This window comes from Streptomyces sp. NPDC048671 (assembly GCF_055587045.1).
Genome location: NZ_JBVJHB010000001.1, coordinates 601,155 through 626,344 on the forward strand (window position 1 = coordinate 601,155; position 25,190 = coordinate 626,344).

At 71.5% G+C, this 25,190-nt stretch carries 25 protein-coding genes and 2 pseudogenes; 16 read left to right on the forward strand and 11 right to left on the reverse strand.

The genetic code is table 11. The features are described from left to right. Positions 1-209 precede the first annotated feature (209 nt). The gene (locus ACZ6S6_RS02755; protein ID WP_469703372.1) at positions 210-1,502 is read left to right on the forward strand and encodes a globin domain-containing protein; all 1,293 of its coding nucleotides are present in this window, start codon (positions 210-212) and stop codon (positions 1,500-1,502) included. Here the strand turns inward: ACZ6S6_RS02755 and ACZ6S6_RS02760 are convergent. Both ACZ6S6_RS02760 and ACZ6S6_RS02765 read right to left on the reverse strand, forming a co-directional pair. Continuing rightward, entirely contained in the window at positions 1,468-1,590 is a 123-nt protein-coding gene (locus tag ACZ6S6_RS02760) for a hypothetical protein (protein ID WP_469703375.1), read from the reverse strand. The genes ACZ6S6_RS02755 and ACZ6S6_RS02760 overlap by 35 nt on opposite strands. A 58-nt stretch (positions 1,591-1,648) precedes the next feature. Next, positions 1,649-2,128: a hypothetical protein gene (locus ACZ6S6_RS02765; protein WP_362957248.1), complete on the reverse strand. Its 480-nt coding sequence runs from the start codon at positions 2,126-2,128 to the stop codon at positions 1,649-1,651. Positions 2,129-2,490: 362 nt separating this feature from the next. Here ACZ6S6_RS02765 and ddaH point away from each other — a divergent pair, with 362 nt between their 5' ends. Further along, entirely contained in the window at positions 2,491-3,306 is an 816-nt protein-coding gene (gene ddaH, locus ACZ6S6_RS02770; RefSeq protein ID WP_469703377.1) for a dimethylargininase, read from the forward strand. On the opposite strand, the gene ACZ6S6_RS02775 is transcribed toward ddaH, so the two are convergent. Beyond that, entirely contained in the window at positions 3,303-4,301 is a 999-nt protein-coding gene (locus tag ACZ6S6_RS02775; protein ID WP_469703379.1) for a small ribosomal subunit Rsm22 family protein, read from the reverse strand. The two genes, ddaH and ACZ6S6_RS02775, sit on opposite strands and share 4 nt — an antisense overlap. A gap of 152 nt (positions 4,302-4,453) precedes the next feature. Between ACZ6S6_RS02775 and ACZ6S6_RS02780 the strand changes: the two genes are divergently transcribed. Further along, the gene (locus tag ACZ6S6_RS02780; protein WP_469703381.1) at positions 4,454-5,773 is read left to right on the forward strand and encodes a hypothetical protein; all 1,320 of its coding nucleotides are present in this window, start codon (positions 4,454-4,456) and stop codon (positions 5,771-5,773) included. Positions 5,774-5,791: 18 nt separating this feature from the next. Here the strand turns inward: ACZ6S6_RS02780 and ACZ6S6_RS02785 are convergent, their stop codons facing one another. After that, a complete protein-coding gene (locus ACZ6S6_RS02785) occupies positions 5,792-7,117 on the reverse strand; it encodes a multidrug effflux MFS transporter (protein ID WP_469703383.1) in 1,326 nt (441 codons plus the stop codon). Between the two features lie 78 nt (positions 7,118-7,195). Here ACZ6S6_RS02785 and ACZ6S6_RS02790 point away from each other — a divergent pair, with 78 nt between their 5' ends. Then, positions 7,196-8,194: a Gfo/Idh/MocA family protein gene (locus ACZ6S6_RS02790; RefSeq protein ID WP_362957084.1), complete on the forward strand. Its 999-nt coding sequence runs from the start codon at positions 7,196-7,198 to the stop codon at positions 8,192-8,194. A 3-nt stretch (positions 8,195-8,197) separates the two neighbouring features. On the opposite strand, the gene ACZ6S6_RS02795 is transcribed toward ACZ6S6_RS02790, so the two are convergent. After that, positions 8,198-9,832 (reverse strand): alkaline phosphatase D family protein, encoded by a 1,635-nt coding sequence (locus ACZ6S6_RS02795; protein WP_469703387.1) that lies wholly within the window; start codon positions 9,830-9,832, stop codon positions 8,198-8,200. Positions 9,833-10,151: 319 nt separating this feature from the next. Between ACZ6S6_RS02795 and ACZ6S6_RS02800 the strand changes: the two genes are divergently transcribed. After that, a complete protein-coding gene (locus ACZ6S6_RS02800; RefSeq protein WP_469703389.1) occupies positions 10,152-10,970 on the forward strand; it encodes an SDR family oxidoreductase in 819 nt (272 codons plus the stop codon). Between the two features lie 155 nt (positions 10,971-11,125). Beyond that, positions 11,126-11,593, forward strand: coding sequence for a lamin tail domain-containing protein (locus ACZ6S6_RS02805; protein WP_362957076.1), 468 nt, complete (start codon positions 11,126-11,128; stop codon positions 11,591-11,593). Positions 11,594-11,777: 184 nt separating this feature from the next. Here the strand turns inward: ACZ6S6_RS02805 and ACZ6S6_RS02810 are convergent, their stop codons facing one another. Both ACZ6S6_RS02810 and ACZ6S6_RS02815 read right to left on the reverse strand, forming a co-directional pair. Then, entirely contained in the window at positions 11,778-12,713 is a 936-nt protein-coding gene (locus ACZ6S6_RS02810) for an NAD-dependent epimerase/dehydratase family protein (RefSeq protein ID WP_362957073.1), read from the reverse strand. Further along, complete coding sequence (locus tag ACZ6S6_RS02815) at positions 12,710-13,774, reverse strand: ScbA/BarX family gamma-butyrolactone biosynthesis protein (protein WP_469703393.1); 1,065 nt, start codon at positions 13,772-13,774, stop codon at positions 12,710-12,712. Before ACZ6S6_RS02815 ends, ACZ6S6_RS02810 begins: the two co-directional genes overlap by 4 nt. Before the next feature lie 125 nt (positions 13,775-13,899). Here ACZ6S6_RS02815 and ACZ6S6_RS02820 point away from each other — a divergent pair, with 125 nt between their 5' ends. The 4 genes from ACZ6S6_RS02820 (at position 13,900) to ACZ6S6_RS02835 (ending at position 17,177) form a co-directional block, all read left to right on the forward strand. Continuing rightward, the gene (locus ACZ6S6_RS02820; protein ID WP_362957067.1) at positions 13,900-14,562 is read left to right on the forward strand and encodes a ScbR family autoregulator-binding transcription factor; all 663 of its coding nucleotides are present in this window, start codon (positions 13,900-13,902) and stop codon (positions 14,560-14,562) included. A gap of 149 nt (positions 14,563-14,711) precedes the next feature. After that, positions 14,712-15,101, forward strand: coding sequence for a VOC family protein (locus ACZ6S6_RS02825; RefSeq protein ID WP_469703396.1), 390 nt, complete (start codon positions 14,712-14,714; stop codon positions 15,099-15,101). 91 nt (positions 15,102-15,192) lie between these two features. Then, positions 15,193-16,194, forward strand: coding sequence for an ArsR/SmtB family transcription factor (locus tag ACZ6S6_RS02830; RefSeq protein WP_469703398.1), 1,002 nt, complete (start codon positions 15,193-15,195; stop codon positions 16,192-16,194). 221 nt (positions 16,195-16,415) lie between these two features. Beyond that, a complete protein-coding gene (locus ACZ6S6_RS02835; RefSeq protein WP_469703400.1) occupies positions 16,416-17,177 on the forward strand; it encodes a nucleotidyltransferase domain-containing protein in 762 nt (253 codons plus the stop codon). A 137-nt stretch (positions 17,178-17,314) separates the two neighbouring features. On the opposite strand, the gene ku is transcribed toward ACZ6S6_RS02835, so the two are convergent. Together ku and ACZ6S6_RS02845 are read right to left on the reverse strand one after the other, a co-directional pair. Beyond that, the gene (ku, locus tag ACZ6S6_RS02840) at positions 17,315-18,343 is read right to left on the reverse strand and encodes a non-homologous end joining protein Ku (protein ID WP_469703403.1); all 1,029 of its coding nucleotides are present in this window, start codon (positions 18,341-18,343) and stop codon (positions 17,315-17,317) included. A 126-nt stretch (positions 18,344-18,469) separates the two neighbouring features. Then, positions 18,470-18,716, reverse strand: a pseudogene (locus ACZ6S6_RS02845) (Lrp/AsnC ligand binding domain-containing protein); the annotation flags it as partial. On the opposite strand from ACZ6S6_RS02845, the pseudogene ACZ6S6_RS02850 reads away from it, so the two are divergent. Together ACZ6S6_RS02850 and ACZ6S6_RS02855 are read left to right on the forward strand one after the other, a co-directional pair. Next, positions 18,710-18,841, forward strand: a pseudogene (locus tag ACZ6S6_RS02850) (LysE family translocator); the annotation flags it as partial. The pseudogenes ACZ6S6_RS02845 and ACZ6S6_RS02850 sit on opposite strands and share 7 nt — an antisense overlap. Before the next feature lie 139 nt (positions 18,842-18,980). After that, a complete protein-coding gene (locus ACZ6S6_RS02855; protein WP_362957057.1) occupies positions 18,981-19,967 on the forward strand; it encodes an MBL fold metallo-hydrolase in 987 nt (328 codons plus the stop codon). A gap of 67 nt (positions 19,968-20,034) precedes the next feature. Here the strand turns inward: ACZ6S6_RS02855 and ACZ6S6_RS02860 are convergent, their stop codons facing one another. Beyond that, positions 20,035-20,937 carry a LysR family transcriptional regulator gene (locus tag ACZ6S6_RS02860; protein ID WP_362957055.1) on the reverse strand — a complete coding sequence of 301 codons (903 nt, stop codon included), beginning with the start codon at positions 20,935-20,937 and terminating at the stop codon, positions 20,035-20,037. Positions 20,938-21,105: 168 nt separating this feature from the next. On the opposite strand from ACZ6S6_RS02860, the gene ACZ6S6_RS02865 reads away from it, so the two are divergent. Then, complete coding sequence (locus ACZ6S6_RS02865) at positions 21,106-21,918, forward strand: EamA family transporter (protein WP_469703843.1); 813 nt, start codon at positions 21,106-21,108, stop codon at positions 21,916-21,918. 281 nt (positions 21,919-22,199) lie between these two features. Beyond that, positions 22,200-22,733 carry a GNAT family N-acetyltransferase gene (locus ACZ6S6_RS02870; RefSeq protein ID WP_362957049.1) on the forward strand — a complete coding sequence of 178 codons (534 nt, stop codon included), beginning with the start codon at positions 22,200-22,202 and terminating at the stop codon, positions 22,731-22,733. An 85-nt stretch (positions 22,734-22,818) separates the two neighbouring features. Here the strand turns inward: ACZ6S6_RS02870 and ACZ6S6_RS02875 are convergent, their stop codons facing one another. Next, entirely contained in the window at positions 22,819-23,955 is a 1,137-nt protein-coding gene (locus ACZ6S6_RS02875; protein WP_469703406.1) for a winged helix DNA-binding domain-containing protein, read from the reverse strand. Between the two features lie 223 nt (positions 23,956-24,178). On the opposite strand from ACZ6S6_RS02875, the gene ACZ6S6_RS02880 reads away from it, so the two are divergent. Continuing rightward, on the forward strand, positions 24,179-24,436 hold the full coding sequence (locus ACZ6S6_RS02880) for a hypothetical protein (protein ID WP_362957043.1): 258 nt from the start codon (positions 24,179-24,181) through the stop codon (positions 24,434-24,436). A 142-nt stretch (positions 24,437-24,578) separates the two neighbouring features. Continuing rightward, a complete protein-coding gene (locus ACZ6S6_RS02885; protein ID WP_362957040.1) occupies positions 24,579-25,016 on the forward strand; it encodes a hypothetical protein in 438 nt (145 codons plus the stop codon). The last annotated feature ends 174 nt before the right edge of the window (positions 25,017-25,190 follow it).

The window sequence follows — 25,190 nt, forward strand, 5'->3', positions numbered from 1 at the left end:
ACCCAGTATGTGCCCGTCCGCCGGCCTGTTCCCGCCGGGGTGTCGCGGCATACGAAAGGGGGTGTGAACAGGGCCGAAAGGCCCTGTCGCCAGGGCCGGTCAGCGGGCAGGGCCCGGTGCCATACTGGCGCCGCCACGAGCGTCCGGGCACCACGGACAGCTCCCTTTCCCGGCCACCCCACTGCGCTGCACCGAGGAGCCACCGGCCCATGAACACCCCGAGCGAGGACTACCACGCACTGCTCGCACGGCATGACGCGATGCGGCTGCGACGACGCATCCTGGCCCCGTCCGACAGCCGCCGCGAACCATGGAGTGCCAACGCCCCGGCCACGTACGACGGAACAGCCGACCAGCGGCTGATCAGCGAGTCCGTACCGCTGGTGGGCCCGCTGGAGGAGCTGATCGCCGAACTGTACGGGCTTCTCTTCGAGCGGCATCCGTATCTGCGGTCGTTGTTCCCCGAGTCGATGGCGTTCCAGCAGGCCCATCTCGCGGCGGCCTTCCGCTGTCTGATCGGCGATCTGCACAGGCCGGACGAGATCGTCCGCGTCTTCGGGCAGTTGGGGCGCGACCATCGCAAGCTCGGTGTGCGCCCCGCGCATTTCGAGGCCTTCGAAGGGGCGCTGACCGAGGCACTGCGCCTGCGCGCGGGCGCACGGTGGACCGGTGCGCTGGAGCAGGCCTGGCTGCGGATGCTGCGGCTGGCCGTTTCGGCGATGGTCAGGGGAGCGGACGAGGCGATCGCGGAACCGCCCAGCTGGGAGGCGACGGTGACCTCGCACGAACTGCGCGCGCCCGGTCTCGCGGTGCTGCGGGTGCGGCCGCATCAGCCCTACGTCTTCGAGGCCGGGCAGTACGCCTCCCTGGAGTCGCCGCTGCTGGAACAGGCGTGGCGCCCCTACTACCTGGCCCGCGCCCCGCATCCGGACGGCGAGCTGGAATTCCATGTACGGGCCCGAGGCGCCGGCGGGGTGAGCGATGCGCTGGTGCACGGTACGCGGGAGGGCGGCGCCGTCCGTCTCAGCGCCCCGCGCGGTGCGCTGACGCTGCCCGGCCGCCTTCCGCCCGCGGACCTTCTGCTGATCGCCTCCGGTACGGGCTGGGCCCCGATGAAGGCGCTGCTCCAGCGGATCGACGCCGACCGGTCGCGTGCGCACCGGGTACGGCTGCTGCTGGGTCCCGCCGCGCCGCAGGAGAGCGGCGCGGCGGCCGAGGAGATGTACGACGTGGCGTATCTGGAGGCGTTCAGGCGCGAGCGCCCCTGGCTGACCGTCGCCGCGGCCGAGGCGACGGACGCCCGTTTCGCGGGCGCCGCCCGGCAGCACGCCTTTCTGGCCCTGGCTCCCGAGACCTCCACGGCCGCAGGGGTACGGGCCGTCTCCGCGCGGCTGGTCGCCGCCGGAGTTCCGGCCGCGCACATCCATCACGAGGCCGGCGGCATCGTCGCCGTCACAGAAACGTCTGTCAGTACGACCAGAACCGGACTGCTATCAGCGTGACGACGGCCAGGCACCAGGTCACCGGCACCTCGAACTTGTCGATCGTGATGACGAACGAGCCGAGCAGCCCCAGCGCGGCGGTGATCACCAACAGCCACCCGAGCCCCCGCCCCGCCCCCGCTCCGACAGCTTCATGCCCGCCCTCTTCATGCCCGCCCTCGCAGCGAGCCGTCCGGCCAGACGACCTCCACCCGGATTCCCCGCGCACGCGCGAAGGCCACCAGGTGGGCGGTGGCGTCCCGGCCGTCCGACGGCGACCCGTCCCACACGGCGAGCACGGTCCGGCAGGCCTCCACCAGGCGTTCATCGGCGCCGACACACGCGTTGCGGTCGGCCGGATCGAAGGCCAGCAGCCGTACGTGTTCGGCCAGGACCAGCAGTTCGCCGACGGCCGACCGGTCCCGCTCGGGCAGCGCGGCGGGAACGCGGTCCTGGGCCGGCAGCAGCACGGTCAGCTTCCGCCCGGCCTCCCGGGCGACCCGCCCGAACACCAGCGGCAGCCCCGCCCCGGCCCGCACCAAGGTGGCCGCCCCTTCGGTCAGGCGGTCCAGCCGCGCTCTCAGTTCGGCCTCCACCAGTTCCAGCGTCGTACTGCTGAGGTCCCTGTGCCCGACGACTGCGATCACCACGTATCCCTTCTCCCGCACCCGCACCCGCACCGTCCGAACGCTCGCCTCGCCACGCGTCGGCCCGGCTCGGGAACCGGTACCGGACCGGCCCGCGGCATGCGACGCACCGCAGTGAACCCATCGCAGGGCCCACCCCGCTAGGGCCGTTCGGCCCTGGGGCCGTTCGGCCCCGTGGCGGAGACCCCATGTCGCGTCATCGCTTCTCGGGAACCACCCGATCATCGCTTCTGGGAACCACCCGATCGGTTCACTGTGCCGCGGGCCCGGGACGGCGCACCATGGGCTCACGCACATACCCGTGCGACGCACCGGCCGCAGCGGCCACCAATGCCGCCGCGACGATTCGTGAGGAGCCCTAGTTGCCTCGTGAAGCCACACCCCGCCGCTACCTGATGTGCGCCCCGGCCCACTTCAGGGTGACCTATTCCATCAATCCGTGGATGGACCCCACCAAACCCGTGGACCTCCCCCTGGCGCAGACCCAGTGGGAGGATCTGCGCGACCGCTACCGCGCGCTGGGCCACACCGTCGACCTGCTCTCCCCCCACCCCGAGCTGCCCGACATGGTCTTCGCCGCCAACGGGGCCACCGTGGTCGACGGCCGGGTGCTGGGCGCCCGGTTCGCGTATCAGGAGCGGTTCGCCGAGGCGGCCGCCCACCGCGACTGGTTCAGCGCCAACGGATTCACCGAGATCCATGAGCCCGCCCATGTCAACGAGGGCGAGGGCGACTTCGCGGTGACCTCCTCGTATCTGCTGGCCGGGCGCGGCTTCCGGTCGAGTCCGCTCTCGCACGACGAGGCCCAGGAGTTCTTCGGACGGCCGGTGATCGGCCTGGACCTGGTCGATCCGCGCTACTACCACCTGGACACGGCACTGAGCGTGCTCGACGAGGCGGCCGACGAGATCATGTACTACCCGGCCGCCTTCTCACCGGGCAGCCGCGCGGTGCTGGCCCGGCTCTTCCCCGGCGCGCTGATCGCACAGGAGGGGGACGCCGCCGCGCTCGGGCTGAACGCGGTGAGCGACGGGCGCCATGTGCTGCTGCCGCAGGCCGCCACGGGCCTGTTCGACCCGTTGCGGGCGCGCGGCTTCGAGCCGGTGCCGATGGACCTGAGCGAGCTGCTCAAGGGCGGCGGCAGCGTGAAGTGCTGCACCCAGGAGCTGCGCGGCTAGCCGGCCTCCTCCGGGGGCGGCCAGGCGTCGCCCCAGTCGGTGTCCCGGGCGGCGCGGTACAGCTCGCCGTGCCGCTTGGTGACCGTGGCCCGCCGGAGGGCCTCGTCCCGGGTGCACAGCTCCAGCAGCACCTGGCCCTTGCGGATCTGCGGTCTGCGGGTGACCCGGGCCGCCACGGGCGACGGGGTGAAGCGGGTGGCCACGACGTAGCTGAACTTCTCGTCCTCGTACGGCAGTGAGCCGCCCTTCACCTTCCGGTGCAGCGAGGAGCGGCTCACCCGGACCGAGAAGTGGCACCAGTCCGTGCCCGGCTCGATGGGGCAGGCCTCGCTGTGCGGGCAGGGCGCGGCGACGGTGAACCCGGCGGCGATCAACTGGTCCCGCGCCTCGATGACGCGGGCGTAGCCGTCGGGGGTGCCGGGCTCGACGATCACCACGGCCTGCGCCGCCCGGCCCGCGGCGTCCACGAGTGCGGTGCGGGCCTGCGGCGTCAGCTCGTTGAGCACGTAGGAGACGGTCACCAGGTCCGTGGCGGCGAGGTCGAGGTCCTTGCCGATGCGGGCCCGCTGCCAGTCGATGGAGTCCAGCGCGGGGACTCCGGAGGCGTCGGCCAGTTCGCGGCCGAGCGCGAGGGCGGGTTCGGCCCAGTCCAGGACGGTGGTCCGCGGCCCCTCCCAGGCCCCGGCGACCGCCCAGCTCGCCGCTCCGGTGCCGCCGCCGACGTCGGTGTGGGTGGCGGGCGCCCAGTCCGGGGCGGCCTCGCGCAGGGCGTGCAGGGCGGACCGTACCGCTTCGAAGGTGGCAGGCATCCGGTACGCGGCGTACGCGGCGACGTCCGAGCGGTCGCGGAGCACCGGGGCGTCGGTGGGGGTGGTCCCCCGGTAGCTGGCGATGAGCCGGTCGACGGCCCGGGTGGCCTGCTTGGGCGGCAGCCCGTCGAGGAGTCCGGCCAGTGCCGCACGCAGGGCGTCCGCGGTGGGGAGGGTGACGTTCACCGACGAAGTGTAGGCGGATTCGGGCCGGGCTCCACCGGGCCCGTACTCCGTGCGGAACGGGGACGGAACGTCCGCGGAACCGAACTTCGGACAGTCATCGGCCAGTTGCTACGCTGACCGGCGCGACGTCGGGATTGCTCATCGGGGGGACCATGAGACAGAAGATCGTGCGCCTGACGCTGGTCGCCGGAGTGCTGGTGCTCGCTCTGCTGCTTCTGCTGGCCACCTGCGGTGGCGGCAAGGATAACGGCAGGGCGAAGGAGCCGGTGAAGAAGAGCACCGGTCCCGCGACGCGGCTGCCCGTCCCGTCCGCGTACACGACACAGCGTGGCTGGGAGCTCATCGGCACCTCGTCCGACTACGCGGTCTCCCGGACGACGGGACGGCTGGCGTACCTGGTGCGGGCCGCCGGGTACCAGTTCCGGCTGCGGACCGTCGACTCGGACACCGGGCGGGCCGGCTGGAGCGGTGAGGCGTGGCGGCCACCGGCCGCGAACCACTTCCCGAAGCTGCTCACGGTCACCGCGGACGACCACGAGTACTTCGTGACGTGGTCGTACGGGAAGATCGGCGAGAACGCGCTGACCCCGCCCGCCACGATCGTCTCCCTCGACGTGTACGGCGTGGAGGACGGCTCCCGGCGGCGCGTCGAGGTGCCGTGGAACACGGTTCCGACCATCACCGCCACCGGCCCCGGCATCCTGATCAGCGACGGCCGGAGCACCAGTGTGGTGGTGTCCCCGAGGACCGGCAGGATCAGCAAGGTCCCCGCCAAGTCGCTCAAGTACCCGAAGGACTGCGCGTCCTGCAAGCAGCTCACCGAGGTACGGGGGCTGACCTCGAAGGGCCTGCTGGTGAGCGGTGCGCGGGAGTTCTGGGTGCAGGGCGGCTGGTTCAGCCGGAACGTCGCGCCCAAGGGCACCGACCGGCAGAGCGGCGTCCCGACGTCCGTGGCCCCCGGCGTGGTGCTGGCGAAGTGGAAGCTCGACAAGAAGTCGAAGGATGCCGCGACCCATGATCTGTGGACGGTGCACGACGCGGAGACGGGCAAGCCGCTGGTCTCGGTGGCGTGCCACAAACCGGCGATAGAGCCGGGCCAGTACCCGCAGGCCGTCGTCTCGCCCTCGGGCGGCTATCTGGTGGCCGGGAACCTCGCGTTCGACCTGAGCGCCAGGGAGGGCTACTGCTTCGAGGACGGCGCGGGCGCGAAGGCGCTGACGCTGGCGTCGGTGACCGACGACGGCACGGCGTACGGGGCGACGAGCGTGCGCAACGCGGCGGAAGTGCTGGCCGGCGGCGGCCACCCGGTCAAGGTCGAGGTCACCGCCGGCACGGCGGACCTGCTGTCCTCGAATGTGCGGGTGCCATCGGCGGAGGGGGCGCAGGGGGTCGGCCTGTTCCGCTGGACGGACGAGAAGGACCGGCTGCACCTGATCGGCTACCCGCGGACGAAGTCGGTCCCGGAGGACTAGGGCCTGGCCCCGGACCCGTTACGGCCGCCCGGCCACCTGCTGCCACGGCCGGCACAGTCCCAGGAAGCACGCCATCGCGCCCACCGCGCACACGAGTTGCACGACGGCCATCGGTACGGCCGTCGCCTCCCCCGCGATCCCGACGAGCGGCGAGGCGATGGCACCGATCAGGAACGACGACGTACCGAGCAGCGCGGAGGCGGACCCCGCGGCGTGCTTGGTGCGCATCAGGGCCTGTGCGTTGGTGTTCGGCATCGCGAGACCCATCGCGGACATCAGGACGAAGAGCCCGGTCGCCACCGGTACGAGTCCGACGTCGCCGAAGACCCCGGACGTCATCAGCAGCAGCGCCGTCGCGGCCAGCACGATGACGGAGAGCCCGAAGCCGAGTGCCTTGTCGAGGCTGACCCGCCCGACGAGGACCTTGCCGTTGATCTGGCCCACGACGATCAGGCCGACCGAGTTGATGCCGAAGAGCAGGCTGAAGGTCTGCGGCGAGGCGCCGTAGATCTCCTGCACGACGAACGGCGAGGCGCTCACGTAGGCGAAGAGGGCGGCGAAGGCGAGGCTGCCCGCGATCATGTAGCCGGCGAAGACGCGGTCGGCGAGCAGCCCGCGCATGGTGCGCAGCGCGTCGCCGATGCCGCCGGTGTGGCGTTCCTCGGGGGGCAGGGTCTCCTGGAGCCACTTCCAGACGACCAGGGTGAGCAGGATGCCGACCACGGTGAGGACGGCGAAGATGCCCCGCCAGTCGGTGATCCGCAGGACCTGTCCGCCGATGACGGGGGCGATGACCGGGGCGACGCCGGAGATCAGCATCAGTGTGGAGAAGAACCTCGCCATCTCCATGCCGTCGTACATGTCACGCACCACCGCACGGGCGATGACGATGCCGGCCGCGCCCGCGAGGCCCTGGAGCAGCCGGAAGCCGATGAGGAGTTCGACGGTCGGGGCGAAGACGCAGATCGCGGTGGCGAAGACGTAGATGATCATGCCGAGGAGCAGCGGACGGCGCCTGCCCCAGCGGTCGCTCATCGGTCCGACGACGACCTGGCCGAGCGCCATGCCGGTGAGGCAGGCGGTGAGGGTGAGCTGGACGGTCGAGGCGGGTGCGTGCAGTGCGTCGGTGACGGCGGGCAGCGCCGGGAGGTACATGTCCATGGACAGCGGCGGCAGCGCGGTCAGACCGCCGAGGACCAGGGTGACGAGAAGTCCGGTGCGCCGGGCCGCCGCCGTGGCGGCCGGCCGGGGTGGAGAGGTGACGGGGCCGCCGGAAAATCCGGTTCCGGCGTCGATGTCGGTTATGTGTGCTTGCTGGGCCCGGCTGACGCCGCTCTCCGGCATTCTCATCTCCATTGTTGTTGAATCCGCCTCTATGCTCTCAGCTCAGCCGGAATGGTCGATACCTTTTTGGGAGCGTGCATGAGCAGGACTGTCCGTTGGGGCGTGCTGGCGACCGGTGGGATCGCGGCGACTTTCACCGCTGACCTGCTGGCGATGCCTGATGCGGAGGTGGTGGCCGTCGCCTCCCGTACGGACGCCTCGGCGAAGGCGTTCGCCGAGCGGTTCGCGATACCGAAGGCGTACGGCAGCTGGGCCGAGCTCGTCGCCGACGACGAGGTCGACGTGGTGTACGTGGCCACGCCGCACTCGGCGCACCGGGAGGCGGCCGCGCTCGCGCTGGAAGCCGGAAAGCACGTGCTGTGCGAGAAGGCGTTCACGCTCAACGAGCGCGAGGCGGCGGAGCTGGTGAAGCTCGCCCGGGACCGCGGCCTCTTCCTGATGGAGGCGATGTGGACGTACTGCAACCCGGTCATCCGGCGGATGACCGAGCTGGTGCGGGACGGGGCGATCGGCGAGATCCGTACCGTGCAGGCCGACTTCGGCTTCGCCGGTGACTTCGGCGCCGAGCACCGGCTGCGCGATCCCGCGCTGGGCGGCGGTGCGCTGCTGGACCTCGGGGTCTACCCGGTGTCGTTCGCGCAGCTGCTGCTGGGTGAGCCGGACCGGGTGCGGGCGGACGCGCTGCTGTCCCCGGAGGGCGTCGACCTGAACACCGGGATGCTGCTGGGCTGGGACTCGGGCGCCACCGCGCTGCTCGCCTGCTCGATCGTCGGGCACCACCCGACGGCCGCCACGGTCATCGGGACGGCCGGGCGGATCGACATCCCGGACAGCTTCTTCTACCCGCGGAGCTTCGTGCTGCACCGGGCGGGCCACGAGCCCGAGGAGATCACCTCTGGGCCGGGGCCGCAGGGCCTGTCGGGGATGCAGTACGAGGCGGCGGAGGTGATGCGGGCGGTCCGGGCGGGCGAGACGGAGTCCCCGCTGGTGCCGCTGGACGGCTCACTCGCGGTGATGCGGACGCTCGACGCGGTACGTGACCGCATCGGCGTCCGCTACCCGGTGGACGCGCTGTAGGTCCTAGGCGGGGGTGAGGCCCTGGTTGCCCACCTCGGTGACGAGGGAGGCGGCCGTCGTGACGGGGGAACCCGGCGTGGTGACGGCGGCCACCGTGCGGTAGTCGGCCCGCGCCTGCCGCTCCTGGAGGGTGATGACGGCGTACCCGCGGCGTCCGTTGTAGAACTTCAGGTGCGGGTTGGCCCGCATCAGGTTGTTCCAGTTGGCCGGCTTCTCCGAGCCGTCCTTGCCGCTGGTGATGGATGTGGCGACGATCTCGGTGCCGACGGTGCGGGACGAGGGGTCGTCGAAGTCCCGCTTCAGGTCGAAGGCGTAGCCGACGTGGACGTCGCCGGTCAGCACCATCAGGTTGTCCGCTCCGGCGGCCTCGGCACCCTTCAGGACCCGGTCGCGGGAGGCCGGGTAGCCGTCCCAGGCGTCCATCGAGAGCGTGTAGGCGTCGGTCGGCACGTCACGCCGCTGGGCGAAGTTGACTTGCTGCGGCAGGACGTTCCAGGTGGCCTGCGAGTGGCGCCAGCCGTCGATCAGCCAGCGCTCCTGGGCGGCGCCGGTCAGGGTGCGCGCGGGGTCCTCGGACTCGGGTCCGGGGGCGTGCCAGCCGTCGCCGTACGCCTGGTCGCTGCGGTACTGGCGGGTGTCGAGGATGTCGAACTGGGCGAGCCGGCCGAACTGCAGGCGCCGGTAGAGCCGCATGTCGGGGCCGGTCGGCCGCTGCGGGGCGCGCAGCGGCTGGTTCTCCCAGTACGCGCGGTAGGCGGCGGCCCGGCGGATCAGGAACTCCTGCGGCGGTACGTCGTTCTCGGGGGTGTCCCCCGCGTAGTTGTTCTCGGTCTCGTGGTCGTCCCAGGTGACGACGAAGGGGTGCGCGGCGTGGGCGGCGCGCAGATCGGGGTCGGACTTGTAGAGGGCGTACCGCAGCCGGTAGTCCTCCAGCGTGGTCGTCTCGCGGTTGAAGAGGGCGGGCAGGGTGCGGTCGGTGTAGTTGCGGGCCCCGCCGGTCGCGCTCACGGCGTACTCGTAGAGGTAGTCGCCGAGGTGGAAGACGACGTCGACGTCCTCCTGGGCGAGGTGCTTGTAGGCGGTGAAGTAGCCGTCGTGGTAGGCCTGGCAGGACACGGCGGCCAGACGCAGTTCGCTGTTGCGGGCCCCGTTGGCGGGCGCGGTGCGGGTCCGGCCCACCGGGCTGGTCCACTCGCCGGCGCGGAAGCGGTAGTAGAGGACGCGGCCGGCGTCCAGTCCCTTGACCTCCACGTGGACGCTGTGGTGGAACTCCGGGTGCGCGGTGGCGGAGCCGCGCCGCACGATCCGGGTGAAGCGCTCGTCGCGGGCCAGCTCCCAGCTCACCTCGACGCGGGAGCGGGGCAGTCCGCTGTCGGGCTCGTAGGGGCGGGGCGCGAGCCTCGTCCACAGCAGGACGGAGTCGGGCAGCGGGTCGCCGGAGGCGACGCCGAGGGTGAACGGGTCCTCGCCGATCTGCCGGGTGTCCAGCTCGGCGGCGCCCGCGGCTCCCGCGGCCGGCAGGCCGACCGAGAAGGCGAGCGCGGCGGCGGCACCGGTGACGGTGAGAAATCGGCGGCGGCCCGTGTGCCGGGCGGCGTCGCGCAGCTCCTGCTCCTGCTGGTGCGATGAGTGCGTCATCTGTCCTCCCCTTGACTGGTGATGTGAGGGGAAGTCCACCGGTCCAGCACATCCAGCGGTTGTCGTGCTCGCGTCGCGCGGGCGTCTCCGGGATGAGGAATGCGACAGGAATGGGTCCCCTAGGGCAAACTCCGCATATACGCGGCCAGGACCATGATCATCAGCTCCGGTCCGGATGTCCGGGGAATCGCCGGAACCGGTGCCGAAATCACCCCTGGGAACGCGAACCCGCCATCCGGGGGCACCCTTTGAGAGGACCGGCGGGGTGGACGGCCGGCGCCTTCGCTCCGCCCGGACCCTCGGCGTACGCTGCCGCACCATGAGCAACAATCTGTTGAACTCCGCGATCCCCGCGAACTCGGCGAACTCGGCGAACTCGGCGAACTCGGCGACGAAGACGGCTGTGGTCACGGGCGCGGGCTCCGGGATCGGCCGCGCCGTGGCTCTCGCCCTGACCGGCGCCGGCTGGTCGGTGGCGCTGGCGGGCCGCCGCCCCGAACCGCTCACCGGGACCGCCGCACTGGCCGGGGAGCACGCCCGGGTGATCACCGTCCCCACCGACGTCTCGCGCCCCGAGGAGGTGGACGCGCTCTTCTCCTCGGTGCGCGAGTCCTTCGGCCGCCTCGACCTCCTCTTCAACAACGCGGGCACCTTCGGTCCGGGCGGCGTGCCGGTCGAGGATCTCGCGTACGACGACTGGCGCACGGTGGTCGACGTGAACCTGACGGGGGCGTTCCTGTGTGCGCAGGCGGCGTACCGCCAGATGAAGGAGCAGGACCCGCAGGGCGGACGGATCATCAACAACGGCTCGGTCTCCGCGCACGCGCCGCGCCCGCACTCGGTCGCCTACACCGCGACCAAGCACGCACTGACCGGCCTGACGAAGTCGCTGTCACTGGACGGACGCCCGTACCGGATCGCCTGCGGGCAGATCGACATCGGCAACGCGGCGACCGAGATGACCGAGCGGATGCGGACCGGAATCCTCCAGGCCAACGGCGAGCTGGCCGTGGAGCCGGTGATGGCGGCCGCGGACGTGGCGAGGACCGTGGTCCACATGGCGGAGCTGCCACTGGAGGCGAACGTCCAGTTCGCCACGGTGCTGGCGACGGCCATGCCGTACGTGGGCCGGGGCTGACCCCTCGGCCAACGGCGGCCGGCCCCTCGGCCGGATCGGCTGGAGTCGACCGGAACGGCCAACGCCCGCCGGAAAGGCACCCCAACCGGTCCGGCAAGCGCGTGCTGCCCTTATGCTCACTCCTCTTCACTGGAACTCCACATAAGGAACACAGCATGCGCATACGCACGGCGGTGCCTCTCGCTCTGGCCGCAACCACCGCCCTCGCCGGTTCGCTGCTCGTCGCGGCACCGGCCTCGGCCGCCGCGCACCAGGGCGGAGTGCACCTCGGCAAGATCCAGTACGACAGCCCCGGCAAGGACACCCGCTCCAAGGCGTCGCTCAACGCCGAGTGGGTCGAGATCCACAACAACACCAAGTCGAAGGTGCAGCTCAAGGGTTACAAGCTCAAGGACAACACCGGCTACACCTTCACCTTCGGCAGCTACAACGTCAGCGCGGGCAAGACCGTGAAGGTCCACACCGGCAAGGGCAAGGTCAGCTCCGGCCACGTGTACTGGAACCGCGGTTCGTACGTCTGGAACAACACCGGTGACAAGGCGCGGCTGATCAAGCCGAACGGCAAGCTGCTGGACTCCTGCTCCTGGACGAAGTCGAGCAAGGGCACCAAGAACTGCCACTGACCAGCAGTCGCGGTCCGGGACCTGCGGGATGTCCCGGACCGCGGCACGGCTGTGCGGCACATGCTGCAACTGGTGTGGCGGGTGTGGCGGGTGTGGCGGGTGTGGCGGGTGTGGCGGGCATCGGACACCGTCTTCCACGTCCGCGACCCGGCACACTCACCGGCGGCCCTTCGGCGCCACCGCTTCAGCGGCTGAGGAACTTCTGGTACCAGGGGGCATGTTCGGCGAAGGACGTACGGAAGTCCGGACCCGGTACGCAGCCGAAGTCGTCCCAGACCCGCTCGTCGGCGAACCAGTGGTCCACGGTGAGCATCTCGAAATGATGCTTGGCGTACGGGACACCGGTCAGCCGGGCGCGGGCCTCGTCCAGTCCGATCTCCGCCCGCGCCCACGGCAGTTCGAGCCCGGTGAGGACCGTGGACAGCAGCTCCGAACAGGTCACCGGCTCCGGATGGTTCACGTGGTAGACGCCGGCCGGGCGCTTCGGGGAGAGCGCCGCCCCGAGCAGCGCACGGCCCAGCGTCCCCACGTCGATCATCGAGTGGCGGGCGTCGCAGCCGACCGGCCCGGCCGACAGGTACCGCAGCAGGGCGACCAGTCCGGGGATCGCCCACCGGTCCCCCGCCCCGTGGACGATGTGCGGGCGCAGGACGGCTCCCCCGGCCGCGAGGACGTGCTGTTCGGCGGCTGCCCGGGTCAGGCTGGTGGCCGAGGCGGGGGCCGGTTCGGCCGTACCGGGGAGCAGCCCCGTGAAGGGGCCCCGGCCGTAGACGGACGCGGTGCTCAGCTGGACGATCCGGCCGACGTCGCTGCGTACGGCCTCGTCGACCAGAGCCCTGGTGCCGTGGTCGTTGACGGTCCGGGCGGTCCGTTCGCCGGAGCCGATGTGCGATGCGCAGTGGATCACCGCGTCGATGCCCTCGCAGCTGCCGCGCAGCGTGCCGGGATCGGCGAGGTCCCCGTACACCGTCTCGACGCCGGCGGCTGTCGCGGCCGAGGCGTCGAGTTCGGTGCGGTGGGTCATCAGCCGGAGGCTGACACCGGGCGTGGCGCGGGCGGCGGCGGCCACCCGGCTGCCGACGAATCCGGCCGCGCCGGTGATGAGGATGCGCGTGGTCATGAGCGGCGGCTCCGGGCGTCGCTGAGGCCGGTCCGGCAGAGATCCGGCGTGCGGAGAGTGCAGGTGAAGGCGGGTTCGTCGTTCTGGACGGCCCGTATGTGTACCCCGGCCGGCAAGGTGCCGTCGGCGGGGACGGGCAGGGCCTCGATCCAGCAGGGCCGGTCGAGTTCCACGTACTGGAGGAAGTCGGCCTGTATCGATGTCGGGAGGAAGGTGCGGCCGGGAGAGGCGGCCTGGGCGGCCTGCCGGGCGGCCTCAAGAAGCAGAATGCCCGGCACGTGGTCGTTGGCGTGGCTGAACAGGGTCGGATGGCCGGTGTCGAGCCGCAGCGCCCAGGTGCTGGGGGCCGCCGCGGGCGCGAGGACGACGTCCTGCTCGGAGGTCCTGCCCACCGTGCGGGGTGCGACGGCGGGCAGGAGGGGTATGCGCACGTCGCGCATGGCGCTGTGGTGACCGCGTACCCGTTGGTAGGCCCTGGCCGAGGTACAGCTGATGCGCCCGCCGCCGGAGGCCAGCACGGCGCCGCGGCGGTGCAGGAGGAGTTCCAGCTGCATGGAGCCGAGGCTCCGGCCGCGGCGCCGTATCCGGGAACAGGACACGTCCACCGTGATGTCCCAGGGGTCCTCGCCCAGAACGAGGCGCTCGGCCTCGGAGAAGTACCGCAGTTCCCACATCACGAAGGCGTCTCCGAGAGGTACGCCGAACTCGGCGTGTGCGATCAGCATGGTGGTCTGCCGCATCGTCTCCGCGATCAGCAGCGGATCCTGGTGGCGGCCCTCGACCGGGGCGAAGAAGCGGTGGGACCGCGGCCAGTGGGCCGACACCGAGAACTGGGAGTCGGTCAGCCGGGTCAGTCCGGTCGGAAACACGTCCTGCGCGTCGGGCCGGTGCACCAGCTGTCTCAGGTGCTCGGGGGAGCCCCCTCTTCGCGCCGATTGCTCCATTCCGGCGGCGGTGGCGGAGCCCGGGGCTCCGCAGGACGTCGCGGCGTGTCCGGTGTGCCCCCCGGCTCCGACATCCTCGACCGACACCGAAGCGCTGCGTGAGGTGATCTGAACCATGAAGTTCCCCCAGGAGGATCCGAGTCACAGAGCCGAGCCGCCCCGCAGTAAGATACTGACAGCCCGGTTTTACTTTCCAGCCAACCCCATGTGGCACCGACCCCGCCACCACTAGAGAGAAGCTGATGGCACAACAGGCGCGCGCGATCCAGACCCGACGGTCGATCCTGGTGGCGGCCGCCGAGGTGTTCGACGAGCGCGGCTACAGCAGCGCCACCATCAGCGAGATCCTCGCGCGGGCGGGGGTGACCAAGGGCGCGCTCTACTTCCACTTCGCCTCGAAGGAGGATCTCGCGCTCGGGGTGATGGACATACAGCTGCACAGCGACCCGTTGCCTCCTCAGCTGACCAAGCTCCAGGAACTGGTGGATCAGGGGATGATTCTCTCCTACCGCCTGCGCCACGAGCCGCTGGTACGGGCCAGCGTCGGCCTGGCCATGGACCAGGCCGTGGAGGGGCTCGACCGGGGCACACCGTTCCGCGCCTGGATAGACCGGCTCGAACACCTGCTGCGGGCCGCGAAGGGCCAGGGCGAGCTGCTGCCGCACGTCGACCCGGGCGAGACCGCCGAGATGCTGGCCGGATCCTTCTCGGGGATCCAGGTGATGTCCCAGGTCCTGTCCAACCGCGAGGACCTCGGCCGGCGCATCTCGGTCCTGCTGCACTACGTCCTGCCGAGCATCTCGACGCCGGCCGTTCTGGCCACTCTGGATATGGCCGAAGATCGCGGTGAGCGTCTGCTCCGCTGCCTCGAAACCGTACCCAGCCAGGTCGGCAGCCCCAACTGAGCGACTGAATCGGCCGCTTGGCGGCCGAAAGCAGACCGCATGGTCGGGAATGAGCCGCACGATCCTGCCGGTGCGGCCGAATCCACGGCTCGCCCAGCGCGGCCCGTATGGTCGGTGACTCGAAGTCAGTTACGTGACAGGAGCAGCCGATGTCCGTCCATCGCGTCGTCCCGAACATCTCCGTCGACGCGGGCGCGGGCCCCGAAGGCGAGGCCGGCGCCATGCGGGCGAATGCCGCGTTCTACGGACTGCTGGGGTTCGAGGAGGTCATGAACCAGGGCTGGATCATGACGCTCGCCTCCCCCTCCCAACCCACCGCCCAGGTCAGCGTGATGACCGCCGACAAGACCGCACCGGTCACCCCGGACATGAGCGTGGAGGTGACGGACGTGGACGCGGCACACACGGCGCTGGTGCACGCCGGCGCGGAGATCGTGTACGGCCCGCACGACGAGGAATGGGGCGTGCGCCGCTTCTTCGTACGTGACCCGAACGGCCGTGTCATCAATGTCCTGAGCCATGCCGCGAGCGGTCACTGACCCCGACGACAGTGGCCGGGCAAGGCCTCGTCCTCCCCGTCGACCCCTGCCATAGTGGACAGCGCAGCTACGGGGGACATCGGGGGATGAGATGCTGCGCATCGAATTCGGAACAGAGGACCTCAACCGGCTGCGGCTGGCGGAAACCGTCCATCCGCTGTGGGAAACAGCGCTGAGTCTGCAACTCCTGCAGAACCGGCACGCCGCACTGGCCTTCGATCCGTGGCGCCGCAAGGCACGCGCGAGCCTGGACGACGAGGGGCTGACCGACACGACGGCCGCGCTGATGCGGATCTGCCCGCACGCGGAGTACTTCCCGGACTTCCTCACCCCTCGGGACGGCGGCGACAGCCTGGAGGCCGGGCTCGACACCGTGCTGTCGACGCCGCGGGAACGGCTCGGCCGGGAACTCGGACAGCTCTACCCGCGCGGGCGCATGCCCGCGTCCGTGCGCCGGCTCGCAGAGGGGGATCTCGGGACGCTGCACTGGCTGGGCGAGTCGCTGCGGCGTTTCCACCGTGTCGCGGTGGCGCCGTACCAGGAAGCGATCCGCACCGAGGTCGCCGCCGACCTGCCGCACCGCTCGCAGGCGGCGCTCGCCTCGGGTGCCGAAGGGCTGCTGGCCAGTTACCAGTCGGAGCTGATCCGGCGGGACGGGGCACTGGAGTGCGCGTACCCGATCGAGTGGGAACTCGCCCTGAACGGACGCCCGTTGCACTTGATCCCGTCGTTCTTCTGCGCCCGCTGGCCGGTGACGCTGGCCGACCCGGAGCTGCCGCCGGTCCTCGTGCTCCCGCTGTCGCCCGCGCCGGGCTGGCTCGACCGGGCCCGCCCGCTGTCCGGCACCCTGGACTCACTGGGCCGGCTGCTCGGCCACACCCGCGCGCAGGTGCTCGATGTCCTGGACCGGCCCATGTCGACCGGCGGGATCGCGGCCGAGCTGTTCCTCGCCCCGGCGAGCGCGAGCCGGCACGCGGCGGTGCTCCGCGAGGCGGGCCTGATCAGTTCGCACCGCCGGCGCCACCATGTGCTGCACCGGCGGACCTCGTTGGGCGAGGCCCTGCTGAACGGCGAACCGGGCACGGCGGCGTGACACGCGTACGGCGGCGGCCGGACCCCCGTACCGGCCGCCGTCGTACGCGTGACACGCACCTCCCATGATGGGGCGGCGCGGCGGCCCCGGACCGCGATTCGACGAGGATGCAAACTCCCGCCGGGCCAGGCCGGGTTCGCGTACCGGAGGCCCTGCGTCGGCGGGTCGTGAACACGCGGGAACCACCGCGTACGGCGGGGCACTCTGCGAGAATCCAGGCCATGACAGCGACCCAAACCGATCAGGTGCTCAAGCGGTTCGTCGCCGACGTGAGGCTGTCGGTGCCCACGGTGGCCGTCTGGGCGCACGGCTCGCTCGCGCTCGGTGACTTCCAGGAGGGACGGAGCGATCTCGACCTCATCGCCGTGGTCGAGAGCCCGCCGGACGCGGCCCGAAGGGAGCTGCTGGCGGAGGTTCACCGGCGGCTGCTGGACGAGGAGCCGGCCGCGGCCAAGCTGCACTGCTCGTACATGCCCGAGGGATCACTCGCCGAGGCCGAGACGGACCATGTCACCTGGGCACACGGCACGATCCTGGAACGCCCGGTCACACCGGTCACCCGCCGGGAACTGCTCGACGGCGGACTCGCCCTGCACGGCCCGCCGCCGTCCGCACTCCTCCCGCCCCTCGTACCCGGTCAGTTGGAGGCCTACATCCGGCGCGACCTGAAGGAGTACTGGCTCCCGGCCACCGGCAGACCTCACCTCTGGCTCCAGGACATCTGGGTGGACCTCGGCCCGCTGGTCCTGGCCCGCGCCGCGGTCACGCTGCGCGACGGGCGGATGATCACGAAGGGCGAGGCCCTGACGGAACTGCTGGACCTCGGTGCGCCCGCGGACCTGGTCCACGACATCCGCGAGCGCCGGTACGCGGATCCCGTACCGATCAGCCGTGCGGAGCGCGTACGACGGGGGGAACGGGCGCGCGCTTTCGTCCGGGACGGCATCCGGAGCACGCTCGCGACGGACGAAGGATCCGCGTAGGACCCCGTCCGGGCCTGTCCGGGCCTGTCCGGGCCTGTCCGGGCCTGTCCGGGCCTGTCCGGGCCTGTCCGGGCCTGTCCGGGCCTGTCCGGGCCTGTCCGGGCCTCTGCACGGACCCCCGGCCGAGGGGTGTCCGGTCAGGACGCGCTGCGCTTCTCAGCGGCAGTCTCCCCGGCCGCGGCCTTCTTCGCGTGGGACTTCTTCGTCGCGGACCCCTTCGCGCGGGTCTCCTTGGCCGTGGACTTCTTGGCCGTGGCCCTCTTGGCCGTGGACTTCTTCGCCGGGGCCCTCTTCGCCGGGGCCCTCTTCGCCGGGGTCTTCTCGACCGTGGACTTCTTGCGCGGCCGCATCGTGTGTACGGTCGCGTCGCCGTCCTCCTCCTGGCCCCGGTTCTCCTTCGCGGCCTCGACGGAGGCGTTCAGGGCCGCCATCAGGTCCATGACCTGCCCGGACTCGCTCTCCGCGCCGGCGGCCGGCTCAGGGGCCTCCTTGCCCTCGGACTTCGCCTCGATGAGCTCCTCCAGGGCCTCGCGGTAGTGGTCCCGGAAGCCGGAGATGTCGTCGGCGGCCATGGTCTCGGTGAGCTGGACCGCCTGTTCGATCTCGTTGTCGTCCAGCTCCACCTCCTTCGGCGCGAGGGACTCCGGGCTGCGGATCTCGTCGGGCCAGTGCATGACATGCAGCACGATCGCCTCTTCGCGCACCTGGAGAGTGCCGAGGCGCTCGCGGCCGTGCCAGGCGAATTTGGCGACGGCCACCCTGTCGGAGCGCTCCAGGGCCCGGCGGAGCAGGAGGTACGGCTTCGCCGCGACCTGGCCGTCGCCCGCGAGGTAGTACGAGTCGGCGATCCGGACCGGGTCGATGCTGTCCGCGCCGACGAACGCGACGATCTCGATCGCCTTGGCGGTCGGCAGCGGCATCCGGTCGAGTTCCTCGTCCGTGATCGGGACGGTCTCGCCCTTCGCGATTTCGTAACCCTTGCCGATCTCGTCCTGCGACAGCGTCCTGCCGTCAAGGTCGCAGACCTTCCGGGTCCGTACCCGGCCCATGTCCGACAGGTGCATCTGGCGGAAATGGATCGAGTGGTCCTCGGTCGCGCTGATTACCTTGATCGGGATCGTGACCAGCCCGAAGCTGATCGCGCCGGTCCACAAGGGCCGCGGCATACGTACCTCCAGGCCCCCCTGGCGGGTGCGTTCTCAAGGTCGTCGAGGACCTGTCGTGGCCACCAGTGTCCATCGGTCCACCGGGGTCAGCGACTCGCACGGGCGGACGGGGCCCGCGGATGGCGCTTACGACTGCTCGGGCAGGGGGCGGTCGTCGATGACGTTCTTCATGACGAGGGTGGAGGTCAGGCGCTGGACCCCCGGCAGTCGGGCGAGCTGCTGGTCGTACAGCTGCTGGAAGGCGGCCAGGTCGGCAGTGGCGACGCGCAGGAGGTAGTCGGGTTCGCCAAAAGAGGCGCTGGGCCCGCAGGACGTGCGGGATGCCGGCGACGGCCTCTTCGAAGGCGGTGACGGTGTCGGGCTGGTCTCTCCGTCGGAGTCCTGGCCCGCACGGCTCTGCGGACCCGGCCCTCGGCCGCCCGGACCGTCACCCGGACCAGCGGTGCCATGATGATCGGCATCGGCGCCTTCCTGCTGGTGGAACGTCTGGCCGGCTGAGGACCCGCCCCGATCCGCCCGACACGGACTTGAAGGAGAGCACGTACGTGGCAGACCAGACCCAGCATGAGCATGATCAGGAGCAGGAGCAGGCGAGCCCTGGCCGGCAGTCCCTGGTCCGCGCGAACAGGGCCGCCGAGTGAGCCCCCGCACGGCCGCGCCGTCGTTGCCGGCCTGGGTCACGTGGTGGCAGCGCCCGTTCCCCGACGCCAACACGCTCCTGCTACCGGGACGGCAACCGGCCCTCGTCGACAGCGGGTTCGTCGCGCACGCGCGGGAGACCGCGGCCTGGGCCCGCGCCGAGGCCGGGCAGGTCGCCCTCGTCGTGAACACCCACTGGCACTCCGACCACGTCGGCGGCAACGCCCTCCTCCAGGCCCAGGGCGCCGCGATCGCGGCCGGGGCACCGGAGGCGGAGGCAATCTCCCGCCGGGACCCCGGCTGTTGTGCGGCCGAGTACCTCGACCAGCCCGTGCCCCCGTACACCGTCGACCTCGCGCTCGACGACCAACAGGTCCTCCGCCTCGGGGACACCGACTGGGAAGTCATGAGGACCCCCGGCCACACCCCGGGCCACCTGGCCCTGTGGCAGCCGGATGAGCGGCTCCTCGTCGTCGGTGACGCACTGTCGGACTACGACGTCGGCTGGGTCAACCTCGCCCTCGACGGCCCCGACGCCGCCACCACCGCGCTCACCTCCCTGCAGCGGATGGCCGACCTCGCACCGCGCGTCATCCTGCCCTCCCACGGCCCGGTCCCCACCGATCCCGCCTCCGCGTTCACCGCCGCCCTGCGCCGGGCCCAGCGCCTGGTCGACGACCCCGCCGGAGCGGTCTGGTACGGCGCGCGGCGGATCTTCGCCTTCGCGCTGATGATCCGCGAAGGGATCCCGGCCGACGAGGTCGAGCCGTACCTCCTTGCCCGGACCTGGCTGACCGACGCCGCGCGCCTCCTGGGCGTGGCCCCCGAGTCCCTCACCGCCGAACTGGTCTCGACCATGCTCGCCGGCGGCGCGGTCGCCCTCCGCGACGGGCGCCTGTACGCGGCCGCCGAACACACCCCGACGACAGCCGAGGCACTGCGCGTCCCCTACCCGCGCGCCTGGCCGGCAGCTGAGCCGCACTGACTCGGTGGTCCGAGGGGGATCCCGGCCGGCCGGCCGGCCCCGCACGGATCTGCTCGCACCGATCAGATCATTTACGCGAGCGCGGGGCGCCCTCGCCTTCGCGGTAGAGGCCGGCGGCGAGCGCGATCGCGGTGTGGGTGGCGGGGTGGGTGGTGTGGGCGCGCCAGATGAGGTGGACGGGGACCGGTTCGGCGCCACGGAGGGGGCGATAGGTGATGCCGTCGCGGCGGTACTGGGCGGCGGTGGCCTGGGGAGTGAGTCCGATGCAGCGGCCGGTGGCGATGGCGGCGAGCCAGTCGTCGATGTCGTGGGTGTACTCGACCGCGGGCCGGTCCCGCTCCGGCCACAGGTCCAGGGCGGTGGTGCCGGTGCGTCGGTCGATGGCCAGGGTGCGGCCGGGAATCTCGTCCAGGCGGATACCGCGGCGGCGGGCCCAGGCGTCGTCGGACGCCATGGCGACGTAGCGGGCCTCATCGCCGATCCGGGCGTGGGACCACGGTTCGAGGTCGATCGGCGCACGGATGACGGCGAGGTCGCACAGCCCTTCGGCGAGGCCGCCGGTGGGGGTGTTGTGGCGGATGAGGCGCAGTTCGGTCTCGGGGTGCTGTTCGTGCCAGCGGCGCTGGAACTCGGTGGTGTGCCGGCCGAAGGCGGACCAGGCGTGGCCGATGTGCAGGCGGGTGTGGCCGGTGGTGGCTTCGCGGACGAGTTCGTCGGCGCCGGCGAGCAGGACGCGTGCGCGTGCCAGCGCCTGCACCCCTGCGGCGGTGGGGGCGACGCTGCGGCTGGTGCGGTGCAGCAGCCGTACCCCGAGGAGGCTTTCGAGGCCGGCGAGGGTGCGGGAGACGGCGGCCTGGGAGATGCCGAGCGTGTGGGCGGCATCGGTGAAGCTGCCGGTGTCCACGATGGCGACCAGGCACCGCAGATGCCTCAGCTCCAGCCCGGCCGCCCTGCTCCCCGACTCATCCATGCGTCCAGCGTATAGGTGCGTGCCTGGATGCATTATGCGTATAGCTGTGCGTCTCCCATCGTGGGTGGCATGAAGCCCGATACCTCTCCGACCGCGCCGCTCCGCTCCACCGGGGCCGACGGGACCGCCCCTTCGCGGGGTGCGGGGCGCGGGGCCGGGGTGGCTCTGATGCTGGGCAGCGGGCTGTCCAACCAGACGGGCGCCTCCGTCGCGGCGCTGGCCTTCCCGGTACTGGGGCCCGCCGGGGTGGTGGCGGTGCGCCAGTGGGTGGCCGCCGTCGTACTCGGAGCCGTCGGCCGGCCCCGGCTGCGGCACTTCAGCGCCGCGCAGTGGCGCCCCGTCCTGGGCCTCGCGCTGGTGTTCGCGGGGATGAACCTGTCGCTGTACATGGCGATCGAGCGGATCGGACTCGGGCTGGCGGTCACGCTGGAGTTCCTCGGCCCGCTGGCCGTGGCCCTGGCCGGCTCCCGCCGCCGTGCCGACCTGGCCGCCGCCGTGGCCGCCGCCGGCGCGGTGGCCGTCCTCACCCGGCCCACGCCCTCCACCGACTACCTGGGCATCGGCCTGGCTCTGCTGGCCGCGGCATGCTGGGCCTGCTACATCCTGCTCAACCGGACCGTCGGCACCCGCCTGCCCGGCCTGGAGGGCTCAGCCGCCGCAGCGGCCGTCTCCGCCACCCTCTACCTGCCCGTCGGCGCATGGGTGCTGTGGCACCACCCGCCCACCCCCGCCGCGCTGGGCTGCGCTCTCACCGCGGGGGTGCTCTCCTCGGCGGTGCCGTTCCTGGCCGACCTGCTAGCGCTACGCCGCGTCCCGGCGCACTTCTTCGGCATGTTCATGAGCGTCAACCCGGTCTTCGCCGCCCTGGTCGGCCTCGCCGTGCTCGGGCAGCGGCTCGATACCCTCGCCTGGCTCGCCATCGCGGTGATCGTGGCCGCGAACACCGCCGCCGCCTCCACCGGCCGCCGGAGAACGGCGTGACGAGGACGGTATGACGGTCGCCCGCGTCCACGTCCACCCCAATCCCCCCGCCCTGGTGGCGCGGTTGGGCGATGTGCCAAGTGCCTGCCCTGGGTCTCGGCCGAAAATGCTTTGCCCAGGCTGAGGGAGATTGCTACTGTCGCGTCGGCGCGAGAAGCGTGTGATCACGGGACGGGGAGGTTGATGAATATGGTTGCCGACGGCCTTCATCAGCGTGCCCCTGTCCGGCCCGCGCGACAGTAGAGCGCGGCCCGGGTCGTTCCAACGACCAGGAGTGACACTTGTCTTCCTCTTCCTCTTCCTCTTCCATTTCCTCGTCTGCCCACGTCGACTTGGTCACCGAGCGGCTCACGCTTCGGTCCTGGACCATGAGCGAGGCCACTGCGGTACTCGACGACAGCAGGTCCGCGCACTGGGCGGACGACTTTCCCGCCGAGGGCGATCGCGTGATCGCGGGCCTCTTCGACCAGCACTCCGCCTGGCTCGGTGAACACGGCCACCGTCTGGTCATCGAGCGCGAGAGCGGCTTGGTGGTGGGCTCGATCGGCCTCTTCTGGCCGCCCACCGAGGGCGTCCTCGAAATCGGATACGGCATTGTGGCCTCCCGCCGCGGCCGGGGCTACGCCCCCGAGGCCACCCAGGCCCTGGCGGAGTTCGCCCTCACCGCACCAGGCGTCCACACCGTGTCCGCCAACGTGGAACTGTCGAACCCGGCCTCGGTCCGTGTGCTGGAGAAGGCCGGCTTCAACCGGTCGGCCACCGAGGGGAACATGGCCCGGTTCCGGATCACGAGTCCGGATCACTCCCGGCGCTGACCACCGGGGCCCTGGGGTCCACGACTCCAGGGCCCCATGGCCTCCGCATCTCCCGAGACCGTAGAAGGGGGCGGTCGGCCCGGAGTTACGCAGCGAGAAAGCGGGAGATGTCGCGGACCTCGGCGTCGAGGGCCTCCGCGTTCAGGGACTTCCAGTCCGGGGCCTTCGCGTCCGGGGCCTCCGTGTTCAGGGCCTTCGCGCCGGCGTCGTCGGGAGCGGCGTCGAACAGGTCCAGGGCGACGGCACGTGTGCGGTCACGGCGCCACACTCCGCGGACCAGTCCGTCCACCACCGCGGTGGGGCTGATCTGACCACCGCCCGGCCAGACCATACGGGCGTGCTCGGGCTCGACGGACAGCCGGCGATCGGCGAATCCCAGCAGGTAGTTGTCGTAGGCCGGCAGCAACCGGACATCGCCTGTCGGCTCCAGACCGGACGGCGCACCGGCCGGCAGCGCGTACTCGTCCCGGCCGTCGACGCGGCACGGTTCGGCCACACCGGCCGCGAGCAGTCTCTTCCACACCGGGCGTACGGCGGGCAGCCCGAGCCCCGACCAGGTGGCGAAGTCGGCCACCGTCGCCGGCCCGTGCGCCTCCAGGTATCTGCGCAGCAGCTCTCCGACCGCGTCCGCACCGGAGGGTCCGGCCGAGTCGGACAGCCAGTCCTTCGCGAGCACATAGGTGGCGGAGCCGTCCTCCCGGACCGGGCCGAAACACGCGGTCCCGAGCAGAGCGGACCGGCGGACGAGGTGGAACGGGACCTGCCCGGAGGCCTGGAGGCCCGCTCCGTTCATCCGCGCCGCGAGCTGGTCCCGCGTCAGGGGGCCGTCCGCGAGGGCCTCGGTGATCACCCGCTCCCCGAGGGCCAGCTCGGCCGGCCCGAGCCCCAGCTCGCGGTACCGGCGCTCGCTGCGGCGCAGCAGTTGCGGTGCGAGCAGTTCGCGGAGCCAGACCGCGTCACGGGCCGGGACCATGTACAGCGTGCCCCGCATGAACCAGCCCCGCACCACGGTTCGCGCGGCGCCGAGCGCCCGGTGCACGTCTGCCTCGGTCAGCCCGGAGCCGCGCGCCCTGATGCCGAGCGCCGCGGCCCTCGCGTCCTGTGCCTGCACGGCCAGGCACCGCTCCAGCACCTCGGGCACCGATGCCGCGCGCCGGTCGCCCGCCACGCCCTGCGACCACGCGCGAAGCAGTCTCCCCTCGGACGGGCCGAGTTCGCGCACGTTTCTTCCCTCCTCCTGCCTCACCGGCGGTCGAGTCGACGGTATGCCGGGTCGGCTCACCGCGCTCAGGCATCCGGTCGCGCAGAGCCTCTCGTGGCCTTCCTGATCACCATCCCGGTCACCCTGACCGCCCTGGTCATGGCCGTACGGTGGCTGCCCGAGGCCCCGTCCCCTCGACCGCGCCCGCAGCGGACCGCGCCAGGTCTCGGCCCGGATCGATCTGGTGGGCATCATCGGCTTCGCCACATCGATGACCGCGCTGGTCATCCTCCTGATGGGCCTCCCGCACATCAGCCGGCCCACCCTCGCCGTCTTCGTCCTGGCCGCCGCGCCCAAGGTCGGGTGGGAACTGCGCAGGCCCGCCCCGTTCTTCGACTTCCGCGGCCTCGCCGCCAACGGCGCCCTGACCCGCGCCTATCTGCGCCACTCACGGTCTCCCTACTGTTTCTCGACAATGTTCGGCGCCGGGTCGGGAAGCTGAGAGCCACGGGCGGCGGGCCGATCCGAAGTGTGGGAGGTGCCACAACGCCGTACGGAGAGCGGTTGGCGCGGATGTCGTGGTGTGCCCTCCGTATGGCGCAATCTGGGTGACTGCGCTGCCTCGGCTTGCAGAAACCGCTTGAATGAGTTCACGGATGCGGTTGTGGAGAAAGTTGGTTGAGCCGATGGATGCGATTTCCGCTGCTGGGCTGGTGGCGCTGGCCGACAGCGCGGGAGGTGCGGCCGGCACGCAGCTTTGGGCCGCTCTGGTCGATCTCATTCGTCGTCCGTTCGGGCCAGGGGTGAGGGAGCTGGAGGAGTTGGAGCAGGCCCCTGGGGACCGCGCGGCAGCGGATGCGCTCGTGGACGTCCTGCGTGCGAGGGCCAGTAGCGATCCTCAGTTCGCGCGAGCGCTGAGTGCGTGGGATGAGGAGCGTGTGCGGCTCATCGGTCAGCCCGGGGGTGCGGTGAGCAACACCATCACGGGTGGCCGACAGGGCAATGTGCTGCAGACACGTGAGATCCACGGTGGGGTTTCTTTCGGTGCCGCCACCGCGCCGGAGCAGCGCGCTCGGGAGTAGGGCGGGTCCTCACCGGTGCGGTCGGCATTTCAGCCGATGTGGACGATGGGTGGACGGGGCTTTACGCGTCCGGTCGATGGTTTCCAGCCGGCGTTGGTGGGATGGATGGATATTTTCCGTGTGAGGGGACGGCGGGCAAGGCTCCACTCCCGTTCGTCGCGTTCTGAGATCGCT